General features: G+C 38.2%; 20 protein-coding genes. 4 read left to right on the top strand and 16 right to left on the bottom strand.

The features are described from left to right. Positions 1-6: 6 nt before the first annotated feature. The 10 genes from ACJV45_RS04775 to ACJV45_RS04730 form a co-directional block, all read right to left on the bottom strand. A complete protein-coding gene (locus ACJV45_RS04775; RefSeq protein ID WP_009993705.1) occupies positions 7-186 on the bottom strand; it encodes a hypothetical protein in 180 nt (59 codons plus the stop codon). Positions 187-431: 245 nt separating this feature from the next. Further along, complete coding sequence (locus ACJV45_RS04770; protein WP_419397761.1) at positions 432-2690, bottom strand: cell surface protein; 2259 nt, start codon at positions 2688-2690, stop codon at positions 432-434. Next, entirely contained in the window at positions 2668-2853 is a 186-nt protein-coding gene (locus ACJV45_RS04765; RefSeq protein WP_116438020.1) for a primosome assembly protein PriA, read from the bottom strand. Before ACJV45_RS04765 ends, ACJV45_RS04770 begins: the two co-directional genes overlap by 23 nt. A 120-nt stretch (positions 2854-2973) precedes the next feature. Then, positions 2974-3201, bottom strand: coding sequence for a DUF3791 domain-containing protein (locus tag ACJV45_RS04760; RefSeq protein WP_004111475.1), 228 nt, complete (start codon positions 3199-3201; stop codon positions 2974-2976). Between the two features lie 6 nt (positions 3202-3207). After that, complete coding sequence (locus ACJV45_RS04755; protein ID WP_019261980.1) at positions 3208-3702, bottom strand: DUF3990 domain-containing protein; 495 nt, start codon at positions 3700-3702, stop codon at positions 3208-3210. Next, positions 3699-3941: a DUF3791 domain-containing protein gene (locus ACJV45_RS04750; RefSeq protein ID WP_004125066.1), complete on the bottom strand. Its 243-nt coding sequence runs from the start codon at positions 3939-3941 to the stop codon at positions 3699-3701. The genes ACJV45_RS04755 and ACJV45_RS04750 overlap by 4 nt, the downstream gene beginning before the upstream one ends. Before the next feature lie 197 nt (positions 3942-4138). Further along, the gene (locus ACJV45_RS04745; RefSeq protein WP_419397782.1) at positions 4139-6178 is read right to left on the bottom strand and encodes an InlB B-repeat-containing protein; all 2040 of its coding nucleotides are present in this window, start codon (positions 6176-6178) and stop codon (positions 4139-4141) included. 145 nt (positions 6179-6323) lie between these two features. Next, the gene (locus ACJV45_RS04740; protein WP_419397760.1) at positions 6324-6527 is read right to left on the bottom strand and encodes a hypothetical protein; all 204 of its coding nucleotides are present in this window, start codon (positions 6525-6527) and stop codon (positions 6324-6326) included. A 230-nt stretch (positions 6528-6757) separates the two neighbouring features. Then, complete coding sequence (locus tag ACJV45_RS04735) at positions 6758-7936, bottom strand: MFS transporter (protein ID WP_419397781.1); 1179 nt, start codon at positions 7934-7936, stop codon at positions 6758-6760. Continuing rightward, entirely contained in the window at positions 7929-8105 is a 177-nt protein-coding gene (locus tag ACJV45_RS04730) for a hypothetical protein (protein WP_419397759.1), read from the bottom strand. Before ACJV45_RS04730 ends, ACJV45_RS04735 begins: the two co-directional genes overlap by 8 nt. A 346-nt stretch (positions 8106-8451) precedes the next feature. On the opposite strand from ACJV45_RS04730, the gene ACJV45_RS04725 reads away from it, so the two are divergent. After that, entirely contained in the window at positions 8452-9561 is a 1110-nt protein-coding gene (locus ACJV45_RS04725; protein WP_419397758.1) for a type II TA system antitoxin MqsA family protein, read from the top strand. A 149-nt stretch (positions 9562-9710) separates the two neighbouring features. Here ACJV45_RS04725 and ACJV45_RS04720 read toward each other — a convergent pair whose 3' ends face one another. The 4 genes from ACJV45_RS04720 to ACJV45_RS04705 all read right to left on the bottom strand — a co-directional run bounded on the left by ACJV45_RS04720 (position 9711) and on the right by ACJV45_RS04705 (position 16987). Continuing rightward, positions 9711-11912, bottom strand: coding sequence for an InlB B-repeat-containing protein (locus ACJV45_RS04720; protein ID WP_419397757.1), 2202 nt, complete (start codon positions 11910-11912; stop codon positions 9711-9713). 220 nt (positions 11913-12132) lie between these two features. Continuing rightward, the gene (locus ACJV45_RS04715; RefSeq protein WP_419397756.1) at positions 12133-14493 is read right to left on the bottom strand and encodes a DNA gyrase/topoisomerase IV subunit B; all 2361 of its coding nucleotides are present in this window, start codon (positions 14491-14493) and stop codon (positions 12133-12135) included. Between the two features lie 108 nt (positions 14494-14601). Then, a complete protein-coding gene (locus tag ACJV45_RS04710) occupies positions 14602-15906 on the bottom strand; it encodes an RNA polymerase sigma factor (RefSeq protein ID WP_019261983.1) in 1305 nt (434 codons plus the stop codon). 130 nt (positions 15907-16036) lie between these two features. Then, complete coding sequence (locus ACJV45_RS04705) at positions 16037-16987, bottom strand: citrate synthase family protein (protein WP_410311610.1); 951 nt, start codon at positions 16985-16987, stop codon at positions 16037-16039. 178 nt (positions 16988-17165) lie between these two features. Here ACJV45_RS04705 and ACJV45_RS04700 point away from each other — a divergent pair, with 178 nt between their 5' ends. Next, a complete protein-coding gene (locus tag ACJV45_RS04700; protein ID WP_419397755.1) occupies positions 17166-18248 on the top strand; it encodes a polyprenyl synthetase family protein in 1083 nt (360 codons plus the stop codon). Between the two features lie 90 nt (positions 18249-18338). After that, positions 18339-20660, top strand: coding sequence for a Stk1 family PASTA domain-containing Ser/Thr kinase (locus ACJV45_RS04695; RefSeq protein WP_419397754.1), 2322 nt, complete (start codon positions 18339-18341; stop codon positions 20658-20660). A 120-nt stretch (positions 20661-20780) separates the two neighbouring features. Here ACJV45_RS04695 and ACJV45_RS04690 read toward each other — a convergent pair whose 3' ends face one another. Beyond that, a complete protein-coding gene (locus tag ACJV45_RS04690) occupies positions 20781-21470 on the bottom strand; it encodes a lysophospholipid acyltransferase family protein (protein ID WP_419397753.1) in 690 nt (229 codons plus the stop codon). 77 nt (positions 21471-21547) lie between these two features. On the opposite strand from ACJV45_RS04690, the gene ACJV45_RS04685 reads away from it, so the two are divergent. After that, complete coding sequence (locus ACJV45_RS04685) at positions 21548-22090, top strand: hypothetical protein (RefSeq protein WP_004125016.1); 543 nt, start codon at positions 21548-21550, stop codon at positions 22088-22090. 72 nt (positions 22091-22162) lie between these two features. Here ACJV45_RS04685 and secA read toward each other — a convergent pair whose 3' ends face one another. Then, positions 22163-24961, bottom strand: a complete 2799-nt coding sequence (gene secA, locus ACJV45_RS04680; protein WP_019261988.1) for a preprotein translocase subunit SecA — start codon at positions 24959-24961, stop codon at positions 22163-22165. Positions 24962-25101: the final 140 nt, after the last annotated feature.

Below are 25101 nucleotides of genomic sequence, written 5' to 3'. Positions count from 1 at the left end.
ACTTTGCTAAATCACCAAGGAAAGCCCCCCCCCATTAGAAAAATCAACACTAGTGACATTCTGCTTCACATCTGATGCAGAATTATTTTCAGACGCATTCGCAGTTTGAGCCATGCAAAAAGCGCAAGCCGCAGTAGCAATACTCATCATCGTCGTTGACAACACGATTGCAGTTTTTTTATTCATTTTCGCCTCTTCACTAAAAACTCATAAAATTACACAAATTGTACAAACAACCATTAAGCAAAGCTTAAATCCACAAAACTTATAAACACTTTTGATTATACAATAAAGATAAACATTAAATATAAGTAGACGCACACAATATTTGTTTGAAAGCAGATAAGACGATAGCAACGAATTTCCCCCTGATATATAAAACATCAGAGGGAAATTATCAGCATTCGCTCAAAACATTCATAAATACAATACTAATTTTTGCGTTTAGTTATTCCAGCAAGCAAACTAGAAAAACCAACGAAAAGGGATACGATTGAAATCACAAATGTTGAAGTTGCTGAAACACCAGTATCAGGCAAATGCTTAGCAGGAGCCTTAGCACTATAAGCCTCACCAGCATCAACAGTCTTAAAACGCTGCTCAACAGAATACTCCACCGGCTTATCCGAAGAATGAACAGGATTCAACACAGTCTGCTCAACAACAGAATACTCTGGATTCTCAGGAACAATCTCAGGAAGAGGAATCCACGAATCATCAGGAACATCAGGAACATCAGGAACTGGTATTGGCTCAGGTTCAGGAGTCACATCTGGCTCAGGCATAGGCTCTGGCTTAGGATCAGGCTTCGATTCTGTCTCTGGAACAGGCGTCGGCGTTGGTGTTGGTTCAGGAGTTGGAGATGGTGCAGGAATAGGAGGAGTTGGCTTCTTCTTCAATACAAAAGTAATAAATTGCAGAGCAGTAGTATTTCCAGTTTGAAGTCCAATATTAATATCTGCACTAGTTTTGGTATCCTGCTTATTTGAATCTACAACCCACTCGTACCCTTCAGGCGCTTGAGCTGTAGGTTTTACAGTATAGTTTCCTGGAATCAAATACACAGCACCATTAGATAAGTAACCAGTAAAACCTTTAAGAAAAGTAGTACTAGACGATTTCATCATAGTAACTAAAGCTTCTTTGTTGCTTGTAGTAACATCACCACTTGTAGCAGCAAATTCATTGCCAATTTTCGCATTACCAGAATCTAAAAGCTCGTACTTTGCATTTGATTCGAATGTTCCATCAGACTTCTTATATTTAACAACCAACTGCGTAGGAATTGCTCTAAAAGTAACATAATAGTGTTTACGTGTAAGACGCTTAACAGGCTTGCCATCCTTCATTTCATAAGCAAAGGAAAGATAGTGATTACCAGGATCTTCCTTAGTAGCATTATCGTTCACAAACTCATGATTCTTGTTCTGAGGCTTATCAATGTCATTATCCCAATACACGTATCCTGGAATATTCTTACCAGTAAGATCAGCAAGTGTAGGACGCTTCGCATATTTTATATCTGGATCTTTATCAAAAGACAAAATAGATGTCTTACCGTCACCACTATCTGTTCGATAGAAGGCTGCTTTATCAGTTATTACAGCAGAAGTACCAGAAATATCCGTCAATCCTGCAATTTCGTAAAATGGAACTGACGATATTAGAGTACCCTTCTTTTTGTCTTCATCAGTTAAAGATGGATGAGTGTCAGAATTTCCTCGTTGCTTTAACTTACCGTACTTATCTACCCCATTTGGATTCTTAGCTCTATATTGCAAATCATCTACAAAGTGGAACTGCGCATCTGCTGCAGAAAAATACCTATTAAAAAACAATGAATAATTATCACAGGTATCCTGGTGACAATAATTGTGTAAAAAATTAAATCTTTCCGAATTAAACTTATACTTGTATGTGAGCTTTAGATACAAGTAATTCTTAAAGGAAGAATCAATACATTTGATATCAATAGACTTTTTAGAATTCTCAGCAATTTTATAACCATTAAGTTCAAAGGTAAAAGGCTCATAGGAAATTGTAATCGTTGATTTAGAACCAGCATAAATACTCCCATCTTTTGCAATGGAACCTTTTATAGATATTCCATAATTTGAATAAATCTGTGCACTATTGTCATCTGGAAAATTTTTGTATACTTTGTAAACAATATATTCCCCATCAACATTCTTTAAGAATCTATTTTTTATAAGCTCACTTTTGGGATTAGGATTATCTGAAGTTGCAGCAGGCTTAAAATAAATTTTTTCTACAGAAACTTCTTTATTTTTAAATGCTTTTTCAATATCGTTATCTGAAATTATATCTGGAAATGGATTCGTGATTTTTTGAGAATTATTCACATAAGTATACTTAATTTGGTCATCATCCTCACTAGTCTTTTTGTAGTTGTCAGCAGTGTCAAATACAGGCGTTTCATCATTAACACTTCTATATTTACCAACAGATTTAGCAACATTTTGCGGCTTTGAATTGCCAGTAAGTGAATTGTTTTTAAGAATATTTCCAGTAGACGCAGTAAGTACGGTCTTATGAATCTTTTCACTATTAGGTTCAGAATACTTACTATTTTGCGCGAGTTTTGGCAGTTTCGAAGTATCCGATGTCTTTTTAAGTTCTGTGGATTCTGTAGGTTTTACAGAAGCGCTATTTAGATACCCCCCCCCCATCGGCGGAATTAAAACTTACAGCACCTAAATTTTGTGTAACATTGGCAGAATCAACAGTAGAAGATTCAGAAGCATTCGCAGCCTGTGATACGCAAAAAGCACAAGCAGCCGTAGCAATACCCATCATAGTGGTAGTCAGCATAAGACCAGTTCTCTTATTCATTTGCCCTCTTAAAAAATAGATAACGAGATAATGTAAAAACGTATACACATTGTACGCTTTATAGTCGAAATACTAATGCAAGCATGATATATAACGCAATCGTTTAATTTATTACAAAAGTCATGCATTAACACACATTTTAGAATTATGCATCTCATCAAGCAAATCTTGAACTAAATATCCGTCGCTCATGCAATGCATATCAGAAATACCATTACGCATCAAATCATAAGTGACGGAATGGTAAAACACGTCAAGCGCCTGCTCATAACTCAACCCAGCACGCTCAGCTAGCAAACTTACAACCCTAGCATACTTCTTTTGTAACAAAATAGGATTCGCCTTCAAAATCCATCACTCCCCTAAAAACTTACTATTTACACACTCGCTTTTTATGTATGTAAGACACAAATCAATAGCTTTTTGACTTCTAAAACAAATTTGGTTATTGGGCTTCTCATACTTTAGCCTACCCAAAGCTTCAGTTTTAGTAATTAAATTATCAAAAAACAATTCAAGAGTGTTATAAACTTTATCGTTCGCAACACCGCCAATTACCACGTCAAAACTACTCGTATCATTTCCAGAACGAGCATTAAGTATGAAATTAAGCCATTCTTCAGAATATGAATCAAACTTAAGAATAGATAATTCACTAAGCGCATCATCGTCAAAATTATAAGAAGAAACGAAAGCATCTTTGTCTTTGCTAATAAATTTCTTCGCCCAATTATCAGCCTGACTGCGTATTGATGTAACGTAAAATCCTGCGCCAAAATCAACATTGTTACGCGAATGTAATACATCTGGAAATTCCACAGGCATAAAAGAACCGTGATAAACAATCATACTTTTACACCTTTTTCGCGCATAAAGGAAATAATGTCATTTGTAATATACTCTTTGCCTTGAGTATGCAAAACATCATAAGATGGAACAATATAAGACATAAGAATATTACTTTTCTTAGTCAAAGCATCATACGTATCTCGAGGGTTTTGATTAAGCTTCTTAGCAACATTTTCAATACAAAATATTGCAAAATCAAGCTTATCTTTGTCAAAGACTTCTTGCTTATTACCAATCATAAACCCTCCTTTTTAAGATAAAGCACAATAGAACACTGACTACAAAGTAATAATTCTTAAAACAAACCTTTAATACAGTTTACATCAAAAATCGCATATAAAATAAGGCTTCTGACTTTATGTTATAAAACATTTACTCAGAAGCCTTATTCCAATATTTTTTAATTCTTATACGCGATTATATGCGATATTTGCGTTTAATGCTTGCCGCGAGACTTGAACATAGACAAACCAAAGCCAGCAAACAAAGACACAAACAAAGCACTTATAGACATAACCAGTGAAACACCAGTATCAGGCAAATGCTTAGCAGGAGCCTTAGCATTATAAGCTTCACCAGCATCAACAGCTTTAAAACGCTGCTCAACAGAATGCTCCAATGGCTTATCCGAAGAATGAACAGGATTCAACACAGGCTGCTCAACAACAGAATACTCCACTGGCTTATCCGAAGAATGAACAGGATTCAACACAGGCTGCTCAACAACAGAATACTCTGGATTCTCAGGAACAATCTCAGGAACAGGAATCCACGAACCACCAGGAACATCAGGCACATCAGGAACTGGTATTGGCTCAGGTTCAGGCATCACATCCGGCTCAGGCGTAGGTTCAGGCTTCGGTTCTGGCTCTGGAACAGGCGTCGGCTCAGGATCAGGAGTTGGAGTAGGAGTAGGAGTAGGAGTAGGAGTAGGAGTTGGAGTTGGTTTCTTAACAACTGTAACAGTAGCAGTCTTAGTTACACTTGCCTTCCCTTTATCAGATAAAGTAAATGTCACTTCATAAACGCCAGGCTTTGTATTATCAAAACCACCATTATTAGTAATCTTAACCTCATTTTTTAGGTCTCCATCTTCAGGATCTGTAGCAGAGACAACAAGACTATTTAAATCAAGAGAATCACCAACGGTAATAGTCTTATCCTGCAATGTAAGAGTTGGAGCAACATTCATAACAGTCGCATTTAAATCATAAATAGCATAGACTGTTATATCACCCTTTACTGTAGTTTTTTCAGTAAATATTTTGCTTTTATCCTTACCTGTAGAATCTGCATTCCACTCTTTAAAAGTGTAACCTTTCTTAGAAGGATTCTTAGGCATCTTCTGATCGACAACACTATTTTCACTTATGCTTTTGTTTTCCTTAACTTGCACAGAAGCATAATTTTTATTGCTATCATTAACAAAAGTAACTTTGTAGATCTTAGGTTTAGGAACAATGTTGTAGGTAAAGTGCGAAATACCAATTATCCTAAATTGTTTGTTGATAATATCATAAAACAGGCACTGACCTTCAAGCTTGCCAGATTTTACTGCTATATATTTGCCTTCTTTATTCTTCTTAAAGTAAGATGAATGTTCAATCTGTACTGGAGTACCATCTTCTTTGAATCCTTCCACTACACCAATGCTCTGATTGACACCTTCTTTCGTAATTTTAATAGGACTTTTATATTCATCTCCTACTTCAATATTGAAAGTTCCAGGATTCTGATTATCAAATACAGAATCACCCTTCTGTGGATTATTAGATGGGAATAATTGATACTTAGCCAAATTATCTTTTACATCAATTTCAGTAATTTTATTACCCTGGAAGGCAACAGTACCAATTCCAGAAAGATAATACGGCTTAGAGTCTGTATCGTGCTCTTTTCCCTTACCATCAATCACACCTTCAAACACAACTTTTTGAATTTCATTAGCTAAAAAAGCGCCATTATGTATTGAGATAACTCCTTTAGGAATAACAAGGGTTCCCTTAATTTTATTCCAGCCGAACGCTCCATATTCTACGATCTTAAGGGACTGCGGAAGCGTTACACCTTCAATATAAGTTTCGCCATCAATGTGTTTATGCTCACTTCCAACTTGTGTTGAACTTCCAGTAAAAGCGTTTTCATGAATAACTTCAATGCCTTCAGGAATAACTAAATGCGGATTTTTCTTAAGCTTTGCAAGGCCTTTTGCATTAAGTCCTGGAACAATAACATTTTCTGTACCAGCTGGTTTTCCATCATGATCAGTAACAGTAATATCTTTCCTGTACCCAATCTGTTTGCCGTCAGGGGTGATATTAAAGTCATCACGTGTCCAAGTTAAAGATTCATCATTTGTAGTAGTTGAATCAGTTGAAGCTGCCCTGGATTCTTCAGATGCAGTTACGCTTCTATCTTCAAGATTATTTGTTTGAAGATTAGTATTGCTTACATCAACAAGAGTTTGAGTAAGTATAGCATTTTCAGAATTTTCAGCATCAGTTACAGATTCAGAAGCTTTAGAAGATTTAGAAGATTTAGTAGATTTTGTGGTTTCGGCAGGTTTTGCAGATTCAGTAGAATTGGAGAAGTTGATACTTTCAGAGGATTTTACGGAAGTGCTATCGGAAGCACCCCCCCCCCATGCTGGTTTTATTAGAACTTACAGCATAAGAGTTTGTGTTAGAAGAATTTACAGTTGAATTAGCGCCATCATTCACTGATGCTTCAACAGCATTTGCACTTTGAGCAACGCAAAAAGCACACGCCGCCGTAGCAATACCCATCATAGTGGTAGTCAAAATTATGTTGGTTCTCTTACCCATTTTTCCTCCTGCAAAACCAAATTTTCTAGAATAATTACCAAAATAACGGAATCAACACCAAAACAAGTATAATACAGGCATTTAACAGCATTGAATCTTCAGATATTCTATAACTCACAATTGCAATAGCAATTCCAATCGCAACAAAATGTAATCAAACTCACAATAATCTTAATAAATCTTAAACAAACAACCATTAAGCAAACAATCACACGAAAATATTCTCATACTCAACTTTTGCAAGTCCGAAGCAATTGCATATGCATAAACGACATTATAGATAGCAAAATAATCAAATATGTTGGAAGCAAAGACATAGACACGTTTTGACCAATAAATCCAAAGATTGCAGGCATCAACATTGATCCAATATACGCGCTAGCCATTTGCATGCCAACAATCGCTTGCGATTTATCAGCTCCAAAATAATGCGGTGTAGAGTGAATAACGCATGGATAAATAGGAGCACACCCTAAACCAATAATCACGAATCCTGCAACTAATGCTATATGATTTGGCAATGGCAATAACAACACAAGAATACCTAGAATCATCACTAGTTGCCCAAGACGAATCATGGTTTCGTCATTAAAACGCATTGTCAAAAATCCGCTTATAAATCGTCCTGCTGTAATACCAACATAAAATAAACTTGCCCATCCCGCTGCAACAACGTGGCTAACTGACCCATACAAAACCATGTAACTACTAGCCCATAATCCTGCAGTCTGTTCAATAGCACAGTAGCAGAAGAACATTATAAGAATATTTTTAGCTCCAGGAATGCGCAAAACTTCCGCAAAAGATAGCGTTTTAGAATATTCTTTAGATATCTGAATAGATTTACTTAATTCATGCGCTTTACGATTATTCCACAATGGCAAACTTATAAACAATATTACAGTTAATATCACTTGAACAATCGCAATATACTGATATCCTGCAGACCATCCAAATCCGTGAGAAAGAGCAAAACCCATAACGTAAGGTCCAGCTGAAGCTCCAATACCCCACATGCAGTGAAGCCAGCTCATATGACAGCTTTCGTAGTGCAAAGCAACATAATTGTTAAGAGCAGCGTCTACCCCTCCAGCACCTAGACCATACGGGATTGCTAACAAAATAAGCACAATATAATTCGGCGCAAACGAAAAACCCAACAATGCCAATGCAGTTAAAGCAACAGATACGAACGTAACTTTGCCTGCACCAAAACGCTTAGTCATCCTGTCACTCAGTAGAGCAGAAGCAATAGTTCCTGCAGAAATAACCATTGATATTCCGCCAGCCCAAGAAATTTGCGCGCCAATATCGTGGCTCATAGTCGGCCAAGCAGATCCCAAAAGAGCATCAGGCAAACCCAAACTGATAAATGCTAGATAAATAATTGCAAGAAGAAGATTAATCATATTCACATATAAATTCATCAAACGAGTTATAAATTTTCGCATTAGGATTATATTTCAGTTGCTCAGCTTCTTCAAACGCAGCAAGCGTATCAGCATCGGGAATATTATATTCCTTGCAAAGAGCACAATCTGTTGTAGATAGATCAGAAATAGCATCTAAATCAGTCATGCAACACTCCTACTGCAAATACATGTATTACTCGGAAAGACAAAAATTAGCAACAATAAAAATGATACAATATTCAACAGCATAAGCAATACTGTAAGTAACCAAATGATTCAACATCTTATTTAAACTAAATAAAAGTTTTCAATTTACATTTTCTTGAAGATAATCTTAAAATATAAAAACAAATCAAATAAAATAATAAGGCTAATAGATTTTATTCTAGAATACTTATGAAATTATTTATGCATCAATAGATGCATTTTTTCTTGATCAACACATCTATTTTTTTGTATCATAAAACAAATCGTAAATTATAATAATAAACTTTAGAAATGAGCTTCAATAAATGAATACAGATAAGACATTTTGCGAAGAATGCAGGAATGACGTTGAGTACTCAACAAAATCCGTTCCAATGACTGCATCTATCAAAGGAAAACAATATTCCTACACTGGCACAGAAGCACACTGCAAAGAATGCGGCTCTGCCGTATATGTACCCGAAATTATTGACGCGAATCTTCGAGCATTGTATGACGAGTATCGTAAAGAAAACAATATTATTCCACTTGACGAAATCAAGAAAATCCCTGCTAAATACTCAATAGGTAAGCGTCCACTATCACTACTGCTCGGTTGGGGTGAACAAACGTTTTCTAGATTTGCAGATGGAAACATTCCTTCAAAACAATATTCTGATATTTTGCTACGCATTTATAATGATCCGAAATATTACTTGCAATTATTAATCAGCAATAAGGATAATTTGAAATCCGCGCTTAGCTACGGAAAAAGCTACAAGGCAACTCAAAAACTAATAAACGAATCACAAAATAATTCTGCAAATATTAACTTTAATAGTAATAAGTCGAGTGACAAAATAAACAATGTAATACAATACTTGCTTATAAAGTGTGAGGATATAACTCCCCTAGCCTTGCAAAAATCCTTATACTACATTCAGGGTTTTCATTTCGCTTTTTATAAATCGTTTATATTTACCGATGATTGTCAAGCATGGGTTCATGGACCTGTGTATAAAGACGTCTATTTGCGTTATAAAGACTACACTTTTACTCCAATAGATTCACCAACAACAGAAATATCAGGAATTAAAACATCAGAAAAATTAGCTGATTACAGATACGCTCAAAAAAGCGATATCACACGACTTACAGCGGAATTAACAACTACACTATCTGCCACCGAAAGAGCAGTATGTGATAGTGTTATCGATAATCTTTGCTGCTACAGTGGTAAAGAACTTGAACGATTCACGCATCATGAGGAGCCTTGGATACTTACTCGCGGCAATCTAAAAACTAATGATTCATCAAATAAAATAATCAGCAAAAACATAATCGGCGAATACTTCACAAAAATAAAAGAAAAATACAATATGATAAATCCAGATGACATTCGCCAATATGCGAAAAATATGTTTGCTAGTAAATAAAACACAACAAAAAAAAAACAAAAACACAATAAAATCAAATTCCCCCTGCAAACAACCATACAAGTTACACAACAGGGGGAATTCTTGAATCACAATATCAACACAACATAACTAGATTCTTACATAAAATCAACCTACTACACACATATTTAATGCTTGCTGCGAGACTTGAACATAGACAAACCAAAACCAGCAAACAAAGACACAAACAAAGCACTTATAGACATAACCAGTGAAACACCAGTATCAGGCAAATGCTTAGCAGGAGCCTTAGCATTATAAGCCTCACCAGCATCAACAGCCTTAAAACGCTGCTCAACAGAATGCCCCACCGGCTTATCCGAAGAATGAACAGGATTCAACACAGGCTGCTCAACAACAGAATACTCTGGATTCTCAGGAACAATCTCAGGAACAGGAATCCACGAATCATCAGGAACATAAGGAACATCAGGAACGTCAGGAACTGGTATTGGCTCAGGTTCAGGAGTCACATCCGTCTCAGGCATAGGAGTCGGCTTAGGATTATGCGTAGGCTCCGATTCTGGCTCTGGAGTTGGCTCTGGAATAGGAGTCGGTGCAGGAGTCGGAGACGGAGACGGCGTAGGTGCAGGCGCAGGCTTAACCTTATCCTTAAATTGCGCATACACTGTCATATCGCTCTTTACAACCGAGTCTTTAGTGAAGGCGTCGCCTTGACCATCTTTCTGAGTGTTCCAACCTGCAAAGTCTTTATCAGCTTGCGTCGGATCAGCCGGCATGGACTCACTTGTCCATTCGTCTCCATCGATCGACTTGTTCTCTTGCACTTTTACTTCTGCAAGCTGGGCGTCGCCATTCATAAAGGTAACTTTATAACCCGAGGCCTCCCACTTTGGAAATACCACAAAGGTGTGATTCGTCAAGCAATATTGCGTGCCGAGCTTACTGCCAAACGTATTGACGCCTTTGTTGTCCCTGAGCAGAGCAAACAAATATGGGTAGATAGTAGTCTGCGCATTTAATGGTGAGTACGCAACCGTTGTACTGTTTATTATCTGTTTGTCGTCGTCCCACATACGATCACCTGACGTATATGGCCTACCGTTTGTTTTTTTAGCAACATAGAACTGCCAACCAACAAACTTAAAACCTGCTTTAACAGGAACCTTAGGTTTACCATTTTCATCCGTTGGAAACTGAATTTTATTATCTTTTACACGAAGGCGCGCAAAAATATTATCGTCAGTGTATGTAAAATTCCAGTTACCATCGGAGCGATAGCTCACATCATCCTTCTTTGGTTGCTCGTATGAGAAACATTTGTCTGCCACCGATTCATCTTTGGCATAGACGATTTCCAGGACATTCAGGCGAAAATATTTGTTCTGCTGTTGCTTATTCTTATCTTTAGATGGCGTCCAAGTAAAAGACGTCGCTCCAGAATCAAAGGCAGCAGATTCGTCTGTAACAACACTGTTGTACGTCACATAATACGGGCTTGGAATGGTGCTATTTACTACGGATACTTCATATGTATGAGTTGAATCATAGCTACCCAAGCTTTTTGTTGCGCTCGTAGCAGTATCAGGATTATAAGTACCGACAGTCGTTGCCACTATTTTGTCATTATCAGATTTGTCTTTGATCTGAAACTGTATCTTTGAAAACGCGTCTTTCACGTCTTTTCCAATTCTGTCTGAGTTTGGTCCAAACCAACTCTCAAAATTCAATTGACCAAAATCGCTATTGCTCTTAATAAATTCATTTTTATTATCCTTGTTCATGGTTTCCCAACAAAGACTAACCTTAAGCTCAGTTGTTTGTATTTGAGGATTTGTCTTATTAGGATCTGGCTTACTACTAGCAAAAAGCGCTTGATTAAAAATTGTTGGAGAAACTGAGTTTTCATTAACTTTAGACTTTGAATCAATGTTTGATTCAGCTTTTGTATCAGTATTTTCAACAGAATCTACATTAGATTTAGCGGTAGTCTTAACGACAGTGTTTACATTAGTCTTTGTATCAAGCTTGACATCAGACTTTGCATCAGACTTTACGCTACTCTTAGTTTCAAGCTTGGATTCAGTTTTTGTATTAGAATTTGGTTTCGAATTCGTTTCAGGTTTTATATTATCTTTATCAGAAGAATCAGAAGGATCAGAAGACTTTATGCCATTTGTCTCAGAAGAATTGATTTCTTGAGAAGAAGTATTTTCAATTGGGGGGGGGGTAGTAACTTTTGCAGTGGAAGTGCCAGAATCCACGTAAGTATCAGCAGCATTCGCAGTTTGAGCAATGCAAAAAGCGCAAGCGGCTGTAGCAATACTCATCATCGTCGTCGATAATAAAATCACAGTTTTCTTGTTCATTTTTCCCTCTTATAAAACAAATTTTAAGAAAATCAGTAAATGCAAAATCCCAGACTCACTTCCACTATTGAAGCAAACCTGTATTCGCAATTATATCATAAAATCATTATAACTTAACTAAATGTCATAATGTAATTACAATTCAAAATTTGTCATACACATCATGCAATGCGAAGAAAATTACAAATATTAAGTAACTTAACGCACAAGTAAAACAAAATCAGGTATCGATTTTGGAGCGATCAAAGTCGTCTGCATTATCAACAATAAACTGCTTGCGCGGAGGAACGTCATCGCCCATCAGCAAATCAAATACTTCGCTCGCCTGCTGAGCATCTTCCATACGAATCCTTCTTAGCATTCGCGTTCTAGGGTCCATAGTGGTGTCTGCAAGCTGATCCGCATCCATCTCACCCAAGCCCTTGTAGCGCTGAATATCGCTGTTAAAATCAATGCCCTTAGCTTGCAAATCATCAAGCTTTCCAGCCAATTCGTCGTCTGAGTAAGTGTAAATGTACTCACCTTTGCGCTTTCCAGCGAGCGCAATTCTGTGAAGAGGCGGCACAGCAGCATAAACATGCCCGTGCTCAATAAGCGGACGCATATAACGATAGAACAGCGTTAGCAACAAAATACGGATGTGCGCGCCGTCAACATCAGCATCTGTCATCATAACAATCTTGTTATAACGCGCTTGCGAAATATCAAAACTTGCGCCCGATCCTGCTCCAACAACTTGAATAATTGCAGCGCACTCTTTGTTGGATAACATTTGCGCAAGACTTGCTTTTTGCACGTTCAAAATCTTACCGCGTATTGGCAAAAGTGCCTGGAAAGCAGAATTTCGAGCAGCTTTTGCCGTACCAAGTGCAGAATCACCCTCGACGATGAAAAGTTCTGCAACATCGTCATTTCCAGGCTGGCAATCAGAAAGCTTTGGTGGCATTGAAGCAGACTCAAGTGCATTCTTTCTACGAGTAACTTCCTTAGTTTTACGCGCTTGAATACGCGCATGCATTTCGGAAACAATTTTCTCTAAAACTCTGGCAGATTGCTCTTTGAACCCTCGCTTAGACCCGCTAATCATCTCCCCAAATTGAGCGTCCGTCATTTTAGTAACGATTGGCTTAACTTGAGCAGTTCCAAGAACATCTTTAGTTTGACCTTGGAATTGAGGTTCAGCAATGCGAACTGTTACAACAGCAACCATTCCAGCTAGAATATCGTCTCGCTCAATCTTAGTGTTTGAATCTTTAAGATTTACTTTTAGCTTGCGAGCATTATCTTCAACAGCTTTACGAATCTGCTTAGTCAATCCTTGCAAGAATCCGTCTACGTGCATGCCTCCGCCAGGAGTTTCAACAACGTTTACGAAACTAATAATCGTTGAATCGTATCCGTTTACCCAACGCATCGCAATGTCAACGCCACATTTACGCGTCACTTGCTGAGCATGTAAATCTCCAGCAGAATCAACAGCTTGTGTCTCCTCTACATACGTATCTTCGCCAGAAATACGCCAAATATCTGAGACTGCTTGACCCTTTGAAAGAAAATCAACGAAATCTTTTACTCCGCCGTTATGCAAAAATTCAACCACTCTAGGATGATGCTTATTTTGCAATTCTCTAGAAGACTCACTATTTGCAACAGATTGCGCAGTGGTTTCTTCTGATTCGCCATCAGATTCAGATTCTTCTGATTCATATTCAGATTGATTTAGCTCATTAGATTCATTATCTACGGTTGCTTGCGATCCATCATTAAAAGCCAAATCATCTGTTAAATCACTAGTATTAGCATTCGCATCATCACTAGCGCTAACATCAATCTCTTGAATATCGCTAAATTCGCCTTCTGGCACGTGCTCGTCAATAACAGTAATGCGCAAGCCTGGAACCAAAAAACTAGTTTGACGAACTCGATCAATTAACTGTTCATAACTAAAGCGAGCTGTTGAGTTAAAAATCTCAGGATCAGCCCAATAGCGGACTCGAGTACCTGTAGTTTTTGGAGAAACAGTACCAATAACCTCAAGCTCAGTAGGCTTGTTCTTGCGAGTGCGCTTAAACGGAGAAGCTGGAGACGGATTTGCTGGATCTGCGTCACTATAAACTCCAGGATGCCCCTGATGGAAAGCCATGTGATGCGTTTTACCATCACGATCAACTTCAACATCCAAGCGCAAGCTTAAAGCGTTTACAACAGAAGATCCAACGCCATGCAAGCCACCTGCAGCATTGTACGAAGCGTTACCAAATTTAGCTCCAGCGTGAAGCTTAGTTAAAACAACTTCAACACCTGTAAGTTTTGTTTTAGGCTCTACATCTACTGGAATACCACGTCCATTATCTGCAACTTCAATAGAACCATCATCGTGAAGAGTGACAATAATATGGTCACAAGCCCCAGCCAAAGCCTCATCAACAGCATTATCAATGATTTCCCAAAGGCAATGCATTAAACCTTGACTATCAGTGGTGCCAATATACATGCCTGGGCGCTTTCGTACAGCATCCAAGCCTTCAAGCACAGTCAAACTGTCGGCATCATACTGTTCTCGATCTTTATTAGAGACCACTTCTACCCCTTGTACAACACGAATATTAAGCAACCACTAAGCAATAAGTGTCGCATCCCTGCTAAACAAAGCAACAATACGACACTTTACTTGTTAATTATTCTAAAATCACTGATCTAAGAAGTCACGCAAAGTTTGCGATCTGGAAGGATGACGCAACTTAGACATTGTCTTAGACTCAATCTGACGAATACGCTCACGAGTAACACCATAGACTCGACCAATATCGTCTAAAGTCTTTGGCTGACCATCTTCCAAACCGTAGCGCATTTTAATAACGCCAGCTTCCCTAGGAGACAAAGTTTCAAGAACTTGTCTAAATTGTTCCTGAAGAAGCGAGAATGCTACAGCGTCCGATGGAGCGATTGCGTCAGTATCTTCAATCAAATCGCCAAACTCAGAATCACCATCTTCGCCCAAAGGAGTGTGCAAAGAAATTGGCTCACGACCATACTTCTGTACTTCTTGCACCTTTTCAACAGGCATATCAAGCTCGCGTGCAAGCTCATCTGGCGTAGGTTCGCGACCCAAATCTTGAAGCATCTGGCGCTGAACTCTAGAAAGTTTATTAATAACTTCAACCATATGCACTGGAACTCGAATAGTACGAGCCTGATCTGCCATAGCACGAGTAATAGCCTGGCGAATCCACCAAGTAGCATAAGTTGAGAACTTAAAGCCCTTCTTCCAATCGAACTTTTCTACTGCGCGAATTAAACCAAGATTACCTTCCTGAATCAAATCAAGGAAAAGCATGCCTCTACCTGTATAACGCTTTGCAAGAGAAACCACAAGACGCAAGTTTGCTTCAAGAAGATGATCTTTAGCTTTCTTACCGTCTGCTGCAGCCCACTTAAGCTCACGCTTACGCTTAAACTCCATTTGGTCAATTTGCGTATCAAGCAAATGCTGAGCATACAAACCAGCCTCAATACGCTCTGACAAATCAACTTCCTGCTCTGCGTTAAGCAGGCTCACGCGACCAATCTGCTTTAAATAATCCTTAACAGGATCCGCTGTAGCACCAGTGGCGATTACTCGACGCTTAGGATTTCCAGAAGGCGTAAGATTATCGTCGTCATCATCATCTCGAACAATAAAAGCACCTTTTGCTTGTGGAACTTGTGGCGCTTCTTCTTTATTATCGTCAGAATCTTCGGAATCTTCATCATCTGGAATGTCATCCAGATTATTCATATCGTCAACGTCATCTAAATTGTCAACATCGTCTACATCAAGATCATCATGGATTTCATCAAAATCTTCTAAATCCATATGTTCTTCATCTGGATCCATGTCTGCATCAACGTCAACATCTACATCTTGATCATCAACATCTTCTGACATTTTAAATTCCTGATTTTCTTCCTTGCCCATCTTGGAATCGACAATAGATGTATCTTCGCTCGCCAAACTTTTCCTCCTGTAGATTCCCTGCTATGCGCAAAGTAATCCGCCATATTAAGGCATTCACCATACCTTGCTATGCCCTTTAAAGGCATCTCACTATACCACAAAGGCATAGTTATGGCAAGGGCAACTTTTACTTAAGAAGTAAATCATCTTCTAAGGACGATTTTTTCTGCTTCCCTACTTGCGGCGTGGCGAATTTTCTACACCATGCTGGCTCAACATGACTTTTGTATGCATTATCCACAATCATAGCCATAGAACAATCAGGATCGATTTCTAGCGCCATTGAAACGTATCTTTCAACATCTCCTAGCTTAAACCACCAGCTTATATAAGACATTAATGCGTAAACTTGTACTTTTAATTTAGGATTATTATCTACAACATAAGTCATAGCTTTTAGCAAGTTAACAACGTCTAGCGCTTTACAAATATCAGGCAACTCATATTCTTCGTTAAATTTTTCTTCTAGAAAATCTCTTAATTCCTTAGATCTTTCTTTTTCTCGTGGAGCTAAAGCTAGCACGAGCAGATCATTTATGTTGTAATACTCGCCTTTACTGTCTAGTAAAGACACAAGAAGAGTATCTCGAACATTAATGTTATTTAGCATTGCAATCGGCAACATTATTAAGTCATAACCCACAATATTGCCGTCTTTTTTAGAAACCATGTTATGCCAGTTTCGTATAGATTGTGTAACAAAAATATCATAACTTGAAAATACAGCTTCCTCTTTTTTAACATTCAAATTTTTGCTCATATAATCTATGCCTATGTATTTTTCAAAAAGATCTGGCGTTAAATCTCTAAGACATTTAATCCAATAATCTTCATAATTATGATGTTTGTTAATATAATCTTTAGGAATATCTAAAACTGTCATACATTCTTTTGGAACATTACTGATATTCACTTTTTCTATACTATTTCCAGCAACACAAGTCATAGCAAAGTACTCTTCAGATATTCCGCAAAACATACCTGCAGCATATAAATTTGTTAATTCTTTCAAAGTTGAATATTCATGATCATTATCTTCAAAAACTTGCTTGTTTTCCAATTCACTTTTTATTTGCATAATTCCTCCTTATTTTGTTGTGTTTTTATACTGTTTTTAACTTGGTAATAAGAGTTTTGCAGCAGAAACAAATTAGTGCAATAAAAATAACGCAATGTGGTTAAAGGCTATAAAATCCTAGAAAATACTAGAAAAATACTCATTTTGTAATGTCTAAGGCATGTGGATAACTCTTAATATGAGTTTAGATTCGCAAAAGTCATGTATAGAGACGCGTATAAGCGAATTAATTTATGACCAATTTAATTCTTTAGCTTGTAAAAACCTTATTTCTAGTTGTGATAAAACACTTAAAGATGTAGTGAAACAAGCAATTTCTTCTAGTGAAGGCGGCAAAAGACTCAGAGCTTACTTAGCTTTAGAAGCTTTCGATGCAGTACGCGGTAACTGCTCTAAAGACACTGCATATTGCGCAATGCTGGATGTTGCATGTGCTTTAGAAGTCTTTCAAACTGCAGCACTTGTACATGACGATATAATCGACGAATCGGCTTTAAGACGAGGAAGACCAAGCGCATATTGCGCATTGAGCAAAGCATGCAATAGCAAGCATATCGGCATTGGACTTGGATTAATGCTTGGAGATATTTTAGCAACTCAAAGCTTTGACATAACTAGAAAAGCATGTACTAATTTGCGCAATCCTCAAGAAGTTTTAGGCGAGTTTGCAAATATGCAAAGAAACGTTGGTATTGGTCAAGTTTTAGATCTTTCCATAGAAATGATGAGCCTTAAAAATCCAAAGAAACTAGCAGAATCCTCAATAAATGTTTTTCGTTGGAAAACTGCAAGTTACACAACTATAGCTCCACTTGTGCTCGGATTTTTATCTGCTGGACTTAATAAAAATTACGCTATTAAGTTGGCGAATGATATTGGCGAACCATTGGGAATTGCTTTTCAGATTGCAGATGATCTTATTGATATTGTTTCAGATTCTGCTCACACTGGAAAGCCTATTGGAGGCGATATTCGAGAAGGTAAACGCACTGTCCTTTTGGCTGATGCTCTAGATCTTTCTTCAAGCGAAGATCGTCTATTTTTGATAGATGCTTATAACTCTAATAATCGCAATGAAGATGATGTTAATAGGATTATTAACATTTTCAATCAGAGTGGTGCTATAAGTAAGTCTAAAAAGCGCATTCACAATCTTTGGGTTGAATCGCAAGAAAAAATAGATAACAGTACATTATCTGAATTTGGAAAATCCATATTGAACGAGGTTTCTAGCAAATTCATTCCTAGAGAATGGCAGTAAAATCACTGATATACTAAATATTTAGTGGATACTGTATTGCCTGTACACTTTTAGGTAGTTGGTTTAATACGCGTATAAGGGATTTACTACATGAGTGAAGTTCAAGCGCAACCAGGAATGTGTATTGAGAATCGCTATCGCATAATGCGGAAGATAGCAGAAGGCGGCATGGCTACCGTTTATCAAGCGCAAGATGAGCGTCTTAATCGCCCAGTTGCGCTTAAAATCATGCATACTCAACTAGCTCAAGGAATACATAGAGAGCAATTTATTGCAAGATTTAGGCGTGAAGCTACATCTGCTGCTGCAATAGCGAATCCTCATATTGTTCAGGTTTACGATACTGGCGAATTTGAAGGACTTGACTACTTGGTGATGGAATATGTTCATGGAGTAAATCTTAGATACGAAATGAACAAATATGGCACATTTAGCCTAAAAGACACTCTTCGAGTTCTCGCGGAAACTTTAGATGGTCTTGCATCCGCACACCTTGCTGGTGTTGTACACAGAGATATTAAACCAGAAAATATTCTTATTAACGACCGCGGTCACGTGCAAATAACTGATTTTGGTCTTGCTCGTGCTATATCGCAAGCTACACTTTCTTCTACTGGTCTTCTTCTTGGAACCGCCGCATACCTAGCCCCAGAAATGATTGAAAAGAATCTTGCCACTCCTCAAGGAGACTTATACTCTGCTGGAATGATGGCTTGGGAAATGCTTGCTGGGCGTGTTCCATTTAGCGCAGATAATCCTGTTACGCTTGTTTTTAAGCATGTTCATGAAGACACTCCATCTGTAAAAACAATTTGTAGCGATATCAACTCTTCTATAGCTGATTTTCTTGCATCTATTACTGCTCGAGAAATGGAAAAAAGACCGAGTGACGCTTCTAAAGCACTTAGTATGCTTAGACAAATTTGTGCTAATATGCCTAAAGAAGATTGGCAATATAAGTTTAATCCAAATTACGATAATGAAGATCAACTTTTAAATACGACTTTAGACGCAATCAAAACTGAAAATAGAATGTCTGATTCAGATAAATTCGATAAAAGAAATTACTCTAACATACCTCTTCCTCCTAATGCGAGCGATGCAAATAATGCTGATAAAGTTAATAAAGAGAATGTAAATCAGAGTAGTTCTAATCCTAACAATATTGGAAATGAGGTATTGTCTAAAACTAAAGACATTGACAAAACAACTGATATTGACAAAACAGCTGATATTGATGCAACTATGACAATAGTTCAAAAAAACAGTAACACTGATTTTAACTATTCCAATAGTCAAAATTCTTCAAACAGTGTGAATCAACTTGAAGATTTTAATGATAGCAATATGTTAACTATTGCTATGCGTGCGCCTCAATTTAATAAGAATGATTTAAGCGCTGACAGTAAAAGTCAAAACTCTAATCATAAAAAATTACACAATAAAGTTGTTATTATAGCTGTTAGCAGCGCGGCAGTTATTGCAGCAGCAATCGCATTTGGTTCTTACTGGTATTATCTAGGACCTGGAAGCTACTGGTCTTTGCCGAAACCAAATACGCAGTCATGCAAAACACAAGAAGCTTGCAAAATCACAAATATTCCATGGTTTGATTACGAGCAAACTCTTAAAATATCCAATATTCCTTATTCTGTTCAAAAAGAATTTAGCGATAATATACCTTCTGGAAACATTATTTCCACTAATCCTGATTTCAGTGGCGGTCATGTATCTAAACACGGAAATAATAAAGTTCATGTTATTGTGTCAAAAGGAATACGACAATCTACAATTCCTGAAGATATTATCGATCCAACATCAACAACTGGTAAGAATCCTATAAAAGCTTTACGCAAGGCTGGTTTTACTTCTATTAATCACAAAGAAAGCAACGACGTTTATTCATTAGATGTTCCTAAAGGCTGTGTTGTAGAAATTTCTCCAACACCAGGAATGCAAATGAATCACAATAAGAACATTACTGTTGTATTGTCTAAAGGTCCTATGCCTGTTTCTATGCCAGATGTTGTTAACCGAACAAAAGAAGATGCGGATAAAGCATTTAACGACGCAAAACTTGTTCCAACATACAGTGAAGAGTTCAATGATACCGTTGAAAAAGGCAAAATTATTAGCACATCTGTAGAAAAAGGAGCCCAACTTCATTGGGGAGATAAACTCAATGTCGTTGTTTCTAAAGGTCCAAGAACTGTTACTATGCCGGATGTTCGCAATAAAAATGCTAACGACGCTCGAAAAGCTCTTGAAGCCCTAGGACTAAAAGTAAATGTTTCCGCTCCGCTTGGAGACTTTATGCACACGGTAAGATTCCAGTCTGTAGCTCCTGGTACACAAGTTCGTGTTCTTGATGAAAGCGGAAACCCAACAGTTGTTACATTAACCGTTATTTGATTTATACAAATAACGCAGGTAATGCTACACACACATTGTATGAAATGTTGTGAGTTATGTTGTAGATTATTTGAATCAAAATATTTTACTCAAATAATCTACAACAAACAATTTATCAGCTTATTTCACTGATTCTGCCATAATACGCTTTTTAACGGTTTGAGCATATTCGTCAACATATTCTTGACCGCTCATTTTTTGAATTGTCTTGGTTACTCTATCGGTAAGCTCACGAAGAATATCGTGCGTAATATCTTCTGGATTCATTTTTTCAACTTCAATAGGCTCGCCATAAATAGCCTTTGTATAGCCCTTTGCAGGCATAACCTGACCATGCCTTTGCAATTCCCTAGTACCAATAATCGCAACTGGAACAATCGGGCATCCTGTTTCTAAAGCTAAGCGAGCTGCACCAGTATGTCCCTTATATAATCTTCCGTCAGGACTTCTAGTTCCTTCAATATGAATTCCAAAAAGCTGTCCATTTTCTAATATCTCACGAGCATGATTCAATGCCCCAAGTGATTTAGAACCTCCAGAACGATCTACTGGGAATACACCAACGGACGTAAACCACCATTTTTTAAAGCGACCCTTTAATCCTTTGCCTTCAAAATACTCGGCTTTACCCATAAAATGAATCATCCTAGGGCATGTGAGAGGCAAAAGTGCATCGTCAATCACAGCAAGATGATTTGCGGCAATAATAGCCCCACCTTTTTTAGGAATGTTGTTAACGCCTTGAGCAGTAGGATTAATCCGTAAACGCGCAATAAATCCAAACCCCTTTACGAAGAACCAATACAACATTCTAAAAAACCCCTTCTAGCAAGAGTTACTAAAAGCGAATCATTACGCAATCAAGCAGACTTGCTACAGTATAATTTATGACTCCTTCTAAGAATACCAACTCCCCTCACCCTGAGGACAAAAACTCAAACAACAATAATGATGATTCTTTTGGCGATAATTCTTTTAATGAGAATTGGTCTGATTTTATTAGAGATCATGCAGAAGATTTTAAAGAAATAGAGAAATCTAAAAGTGCGAAAATCTTTAAAAAACGTATTAGTCAGGCGACAAAACCACTTACTAAAATAGCGTCATACAATAATGCTGGTCCAAGAGATAACGTTAAGACCAGTTGGTTAGATGTTGATGAAACAATGGATTCTTACGGAGACGATTTTGTTCCACCAAACCCACATTTTAAGAATATTTCTATTACCCTCATAGTTTTATGGACTATTCTTATTCTGGGCATTTTGGGCGTAATTCTTAGCGTCTTAGTGCCCTATTTCGCAGCATACTCAGGTACTATAAGCGCTTTTCTGTTTCTTGTTGGATCTGCAGGCTTACTTATGAGTAGAAAGAAAAATTATACTTCTAGTGAAGACTACAACGACTACGGAAAAGGCGCACGAGTTTAAGTGCATTTATACAAAAGAATGAGGCTGATGTTAAAGCACCAGCCTCATTCTTCAAAGATTACAACTTAAAATTTAATCTTCGTTTAAACCAAAATTATTCTGATCCTCATTCTGACCATGGCATAACTTGTACTTTCTGCCAGAGCCACATGGGCACTCATCATTCTTGTTCGTTCCTGGGAACGTACGACCATCAGCCCAAGGAGTCTTCCACTCTTCAACCTTTGGACGCTTACTCAATGGCACTTCACCATCAGCATGGCTCATAGGAGCAGGACCAACGATTCCAGAATGCTCGTCTTCTTCTTGTTCTGCTTGCTCAATATCGGCATCAACATAAGAATCATCTTGGTTTTCAGTTTCCGCAACAATCTGCTCGAGATTCATACGGAACAGAAGCTGAATAGACTCTTCCTTAATTGCCTCAATCATTGAGTTATACATCTGGAATCCTTCGCGCTGATATTCAACCAGAGGGTCACGCTGACCCATACCGCGCAAACCAATACCATCCTTCAAATAATCCATCTCATAAAGATGTTCACGCCACTTGCGATCAAGAACAGCAAGAACAACTCTACGCTCAAACTGGCGCAAGTTATCAGAACCCATTCTTTCTTCAAACACAGCGTAAATAGTAGTAACGCCATCTACTATAGTGTCTCGCAAAGCTTCAACAGCTTTTTCTCCCTTAAGAGACTCAATTTGCAGGCGAAGCTGATCCCAATCCAAAATAATTGGCATAACAGCATTAACAGCGTCTTTAAGACCTTCCCAATCCCAGTTCTTTGGCTTATCAGAACCGTTCATAGCTCCGCGAACATAGCTATCGGCAGTATCTTTAATAAACTTCAAGATATCTTCATGAATATCTTCACCTTTAAGAACAATCTGACGTTCTGAATAAATAACAGTACGCTGCTTATTCATAACATCATCGTACTTCAAAACGTTCTTACGCATTTCAAAGTTACGAGCCTCAACAGTCTTTTGAGCCGTACGAACGCCATTAGAAACATACTTGGATTCAATCGGCTCACCTTCTGGCAAACCTTTAGCCATAACGCGCGCAACAAGCTGAGTGTTGAACAAACGCATTAAATCGTCTTCCAAACTCAAGTAGAAACGAGATTCACCAGGATCTCCCTGACGACCAGAACGACCTCTAAGCTGATTGTCAATACGACGAGATTCGTGACGCTCAGTGCCGAGAACATACAAGCCACCAAGCTTCTTAACCTCTTCATGTTCGTCTTTAACTTGCTCTTTGACTTCTGCCAAAACTCCTGGCCAACGCTTCTCATACTCTTCTGGAGTATCGTCTGGAGAATAACCTTCTGCCTTAAGCTTTGCATCTGCAAGGAACTCAACGTTTCCACCAAGCATAATATCTGTACCACGACCTGCCATGTTTGTAGCAACAGTCACAGCACCCTTACGACCAGCAACAGCAACAACAGCTGCTTCCTTAGCATTCTGCTTAGCATTCAACACCTGATGAGGTATACGAGCAACATCCAAAAGCGAAGAAACAATCTCAGAGGATTCAACAGATGCCGTACCAAGCAAAACAGGCTGACCCTTTGCATGACGCTGAGCAACATCTCGAACAATAGCAGCAAGCTTTTCCTTCTTAGTACGGAAGATTAAATCATCCTTATCCATACGAATAACTGGACGATTAGAAGGAATTGGAAGAACACCAAGCTTATATGTTCCCATAAACTCGGCAGCTTCCGTTTCTGCAGTACCAGTCATACCAGAAAGCTTGTCGTACATACGGAAGTAGTTTTGCAAAGTAATAGTCGCGAAAGTCTGATTTTCCGCCTTTACTTCGACATTCTCCTTGGCTTCAATCGCTTGATGCAAACCATCGCTGTAACGACGACCTGGAAGAACTCGACCAGTATGCTCGTCAACAATAAGAACTTCGCCATTAGTAACAACGTAATCGCGATCAAGAAGGAATAATTCCTTAGCTTTCAAAGCATTATTCAAGTATCCAATTAAAGCAGTGTTACTTGGCTCATAAAGATTCTCTATACCTAAGTAATCTTCAATCTTTGCAATACCTGAATCTAAAATACCAGCAGTCTTACGCTTCTCATCAATCTTGTAGTCAACATCGCGATCAAGCTTTAGAACAAGCTTTGCAAACTCACGATACCAACGCGTAACATCACCTTCGGCAGGTCCCGAGATAATAAGTGGCGTACGAGCCTCATCGATAAGAATGGAATCAACCTCATCGACTATTGCGTAATGGTGACCACGCTGAACAAGATCACTCTTTTCCCAAGCCATGTTGTCACGCAAATAGTCGAAACCAAACTCGTTATTAGTTCCATAAGTAATATCTGCGTTGTATTGCTTCCTACGCTCTGGAGGCTGCTGATCCGTAATAATGCATCCAACACTCATACCGAGGAACCTGTAAATACGCCCCATAAGCTCGCTCTGATAGCTAGCAAGATAGTCGTTAACGGTAACAACATGAACGCCTTTACCTTCCAAAGCATTTAAATAGCTAGGCAATGTTGCAACAAGTGTTTTACCTTCACCAGTCTTCATTTCTGCAATATTGCCCCAATGCAATGCTGCACCACCCATGAGCTGAACGTCAAAATGACGCTGACCAAGAGTACGCCTTGAAACCTCTCTTACTGTAGCAAATGCTTCTGGCATTAAATCATCAAGTTTTGCACCATTGTCTAACTTCTGCTTGAATTTTGCCGTTTGCCCTTTAAGCTCTTCATCGGAAAGCGCAGAAATCTCATCTTCTAGCGCATTCACAGCCTTTGCAACATTCTCAAGGCGCTTCAATTGACGGCCTTCACCCATGCGCAAGGCTTTATCGACGATATCTACCACGTTTAGCTCCCTTAGGTCGTGTCTATTATTCGGCTAGCCAATATAGACGTAAACTGTGCCTATATTACGCGACGGCTACGATTTTTGCAGCTAGCGAGTCCAAAACAACGCATAAAATGCCCGCCTAGCTAATTACTAGA

The organism is Gardnerella lacydonensis (assembly GCF_048545055.1).
GTDB classification, from domain to species: Bacteria; Actinomycetota; Actinomycetes; order Actinomycetales; family Bifidobacteriaceae; genus Bifidobacterium; species Bifidobacterium vaginale_C.
The sequence above is the reverse complement of the archived record's forward strand: the minus strand, read 5'-3'. Positions and strand labels throughout refer to the sequence as shown.

Bases quoted from the DNA above. Each gene is read 5' to 3' on its own strand.
- ACJV45_RS04720 (WP_419397757.1), bottom strand. From the start codon at position 11,912: ATGAACAAGAAAACTGTGATTTTATTATCGACGACGATGATGAGTATT.
- ACJV45_RS04700 (WP_419397755.1), top strand. From the start codon at position 17,166: ATGAGTTTAGATTCGCAAAAGTCATGTATAGAGACGCGTATAAGCGAA.
- ACJV45_RS04740 (WP_419397760.1), bottom strand. From the start codon at position 6,527: ATGGGTAAGAGAACCAACATAATTTTGACTACCACTATGATGGGTATT.
- ACJV45_RS04685 (WP_004125016.1), top strand. From the start codon at position 21,548: ATGACTCCTTCTAAGAATACCAACTCCCCTCACCCTGAGGACAAAAAC.
- ACJV45_RS04725 (WP_419397758.1), top strand. From the start codon at position 8,452: ATGAATACAGATAAGACATTTTGCGAAGAATGCAGGAATGACGTTGAG.
- ACJV45_RS04705 (WP_410311610.1), bottom strand. From the start codon at position 16,987: ATGCAAATAAAAAGTGAATTGGAAAACAAGCAAGTTTTTGAAGATAAT.
- ACJV45_RS04770 (WP_419397761.1), bottom strand. From the start codon at position 2,690: ATGGGGGGGGGGTATCTAAATAGCGCTTCTGTAAAACCTACAGAATCC.
- ACJV45_RS04690 (WP_419397753.1), bottom strand. From the start codon at position 21,470: ATGTTGTATTGGTTCTTCGTAAAGGGGTTTGGATTTATTGCGCGTTTA.
- ACJV45_RS04730 (WP_419397759.1), bottom strand. From the start codon at position 8,105: ATGACTGATTTAGATGCTATTTCTGATCTATCTACAACAGATTGTGCT.
- ACJV45_RS04765 (WP_116438020.1), bottom strand. From the start codon at position 2,853: ATGAATAAGAGAACTGGTCTTATGCTGACTACCACTATGATGGGTATT.
- ACJV45_RS04735 (WP_419397781.1), bottom strand. From the start codon at position 7,936: ATGATTAATCTTCTTCTTGCAATTATTTATCTAGCATTTATCAGTTTG.
- ACJV45_RS04755 (WP_019261980.1), bottom strand. From the start codon at position 3,702: ATGATTGTTTATCACGGTTCTTTTATGCCTGTGGAATTTCCAGATGTA.
- ACJV45_RS04695 (WP_419397754.1), top strand. From the start codon at position 18,339: ATGAGTGAAGTTCAAGCGCAACCAGGAATGTGTATTGAGAATCGCTAT.
- ACJV45_RS04775 (WP_009993705.1), bottom strand. From the start codon at position 186: ATGAATAAAAAAACTGCAATCGTGTTGTCAACGACGATGATGAGTATT.
- ACJV45_RS04750 (WP_004125066.1), bottom strand. From the start codon at position 3,941: ATGATTGGTAATAAGCAAGAAGTCTTTGACAAAGATAAGCTTGATTTT.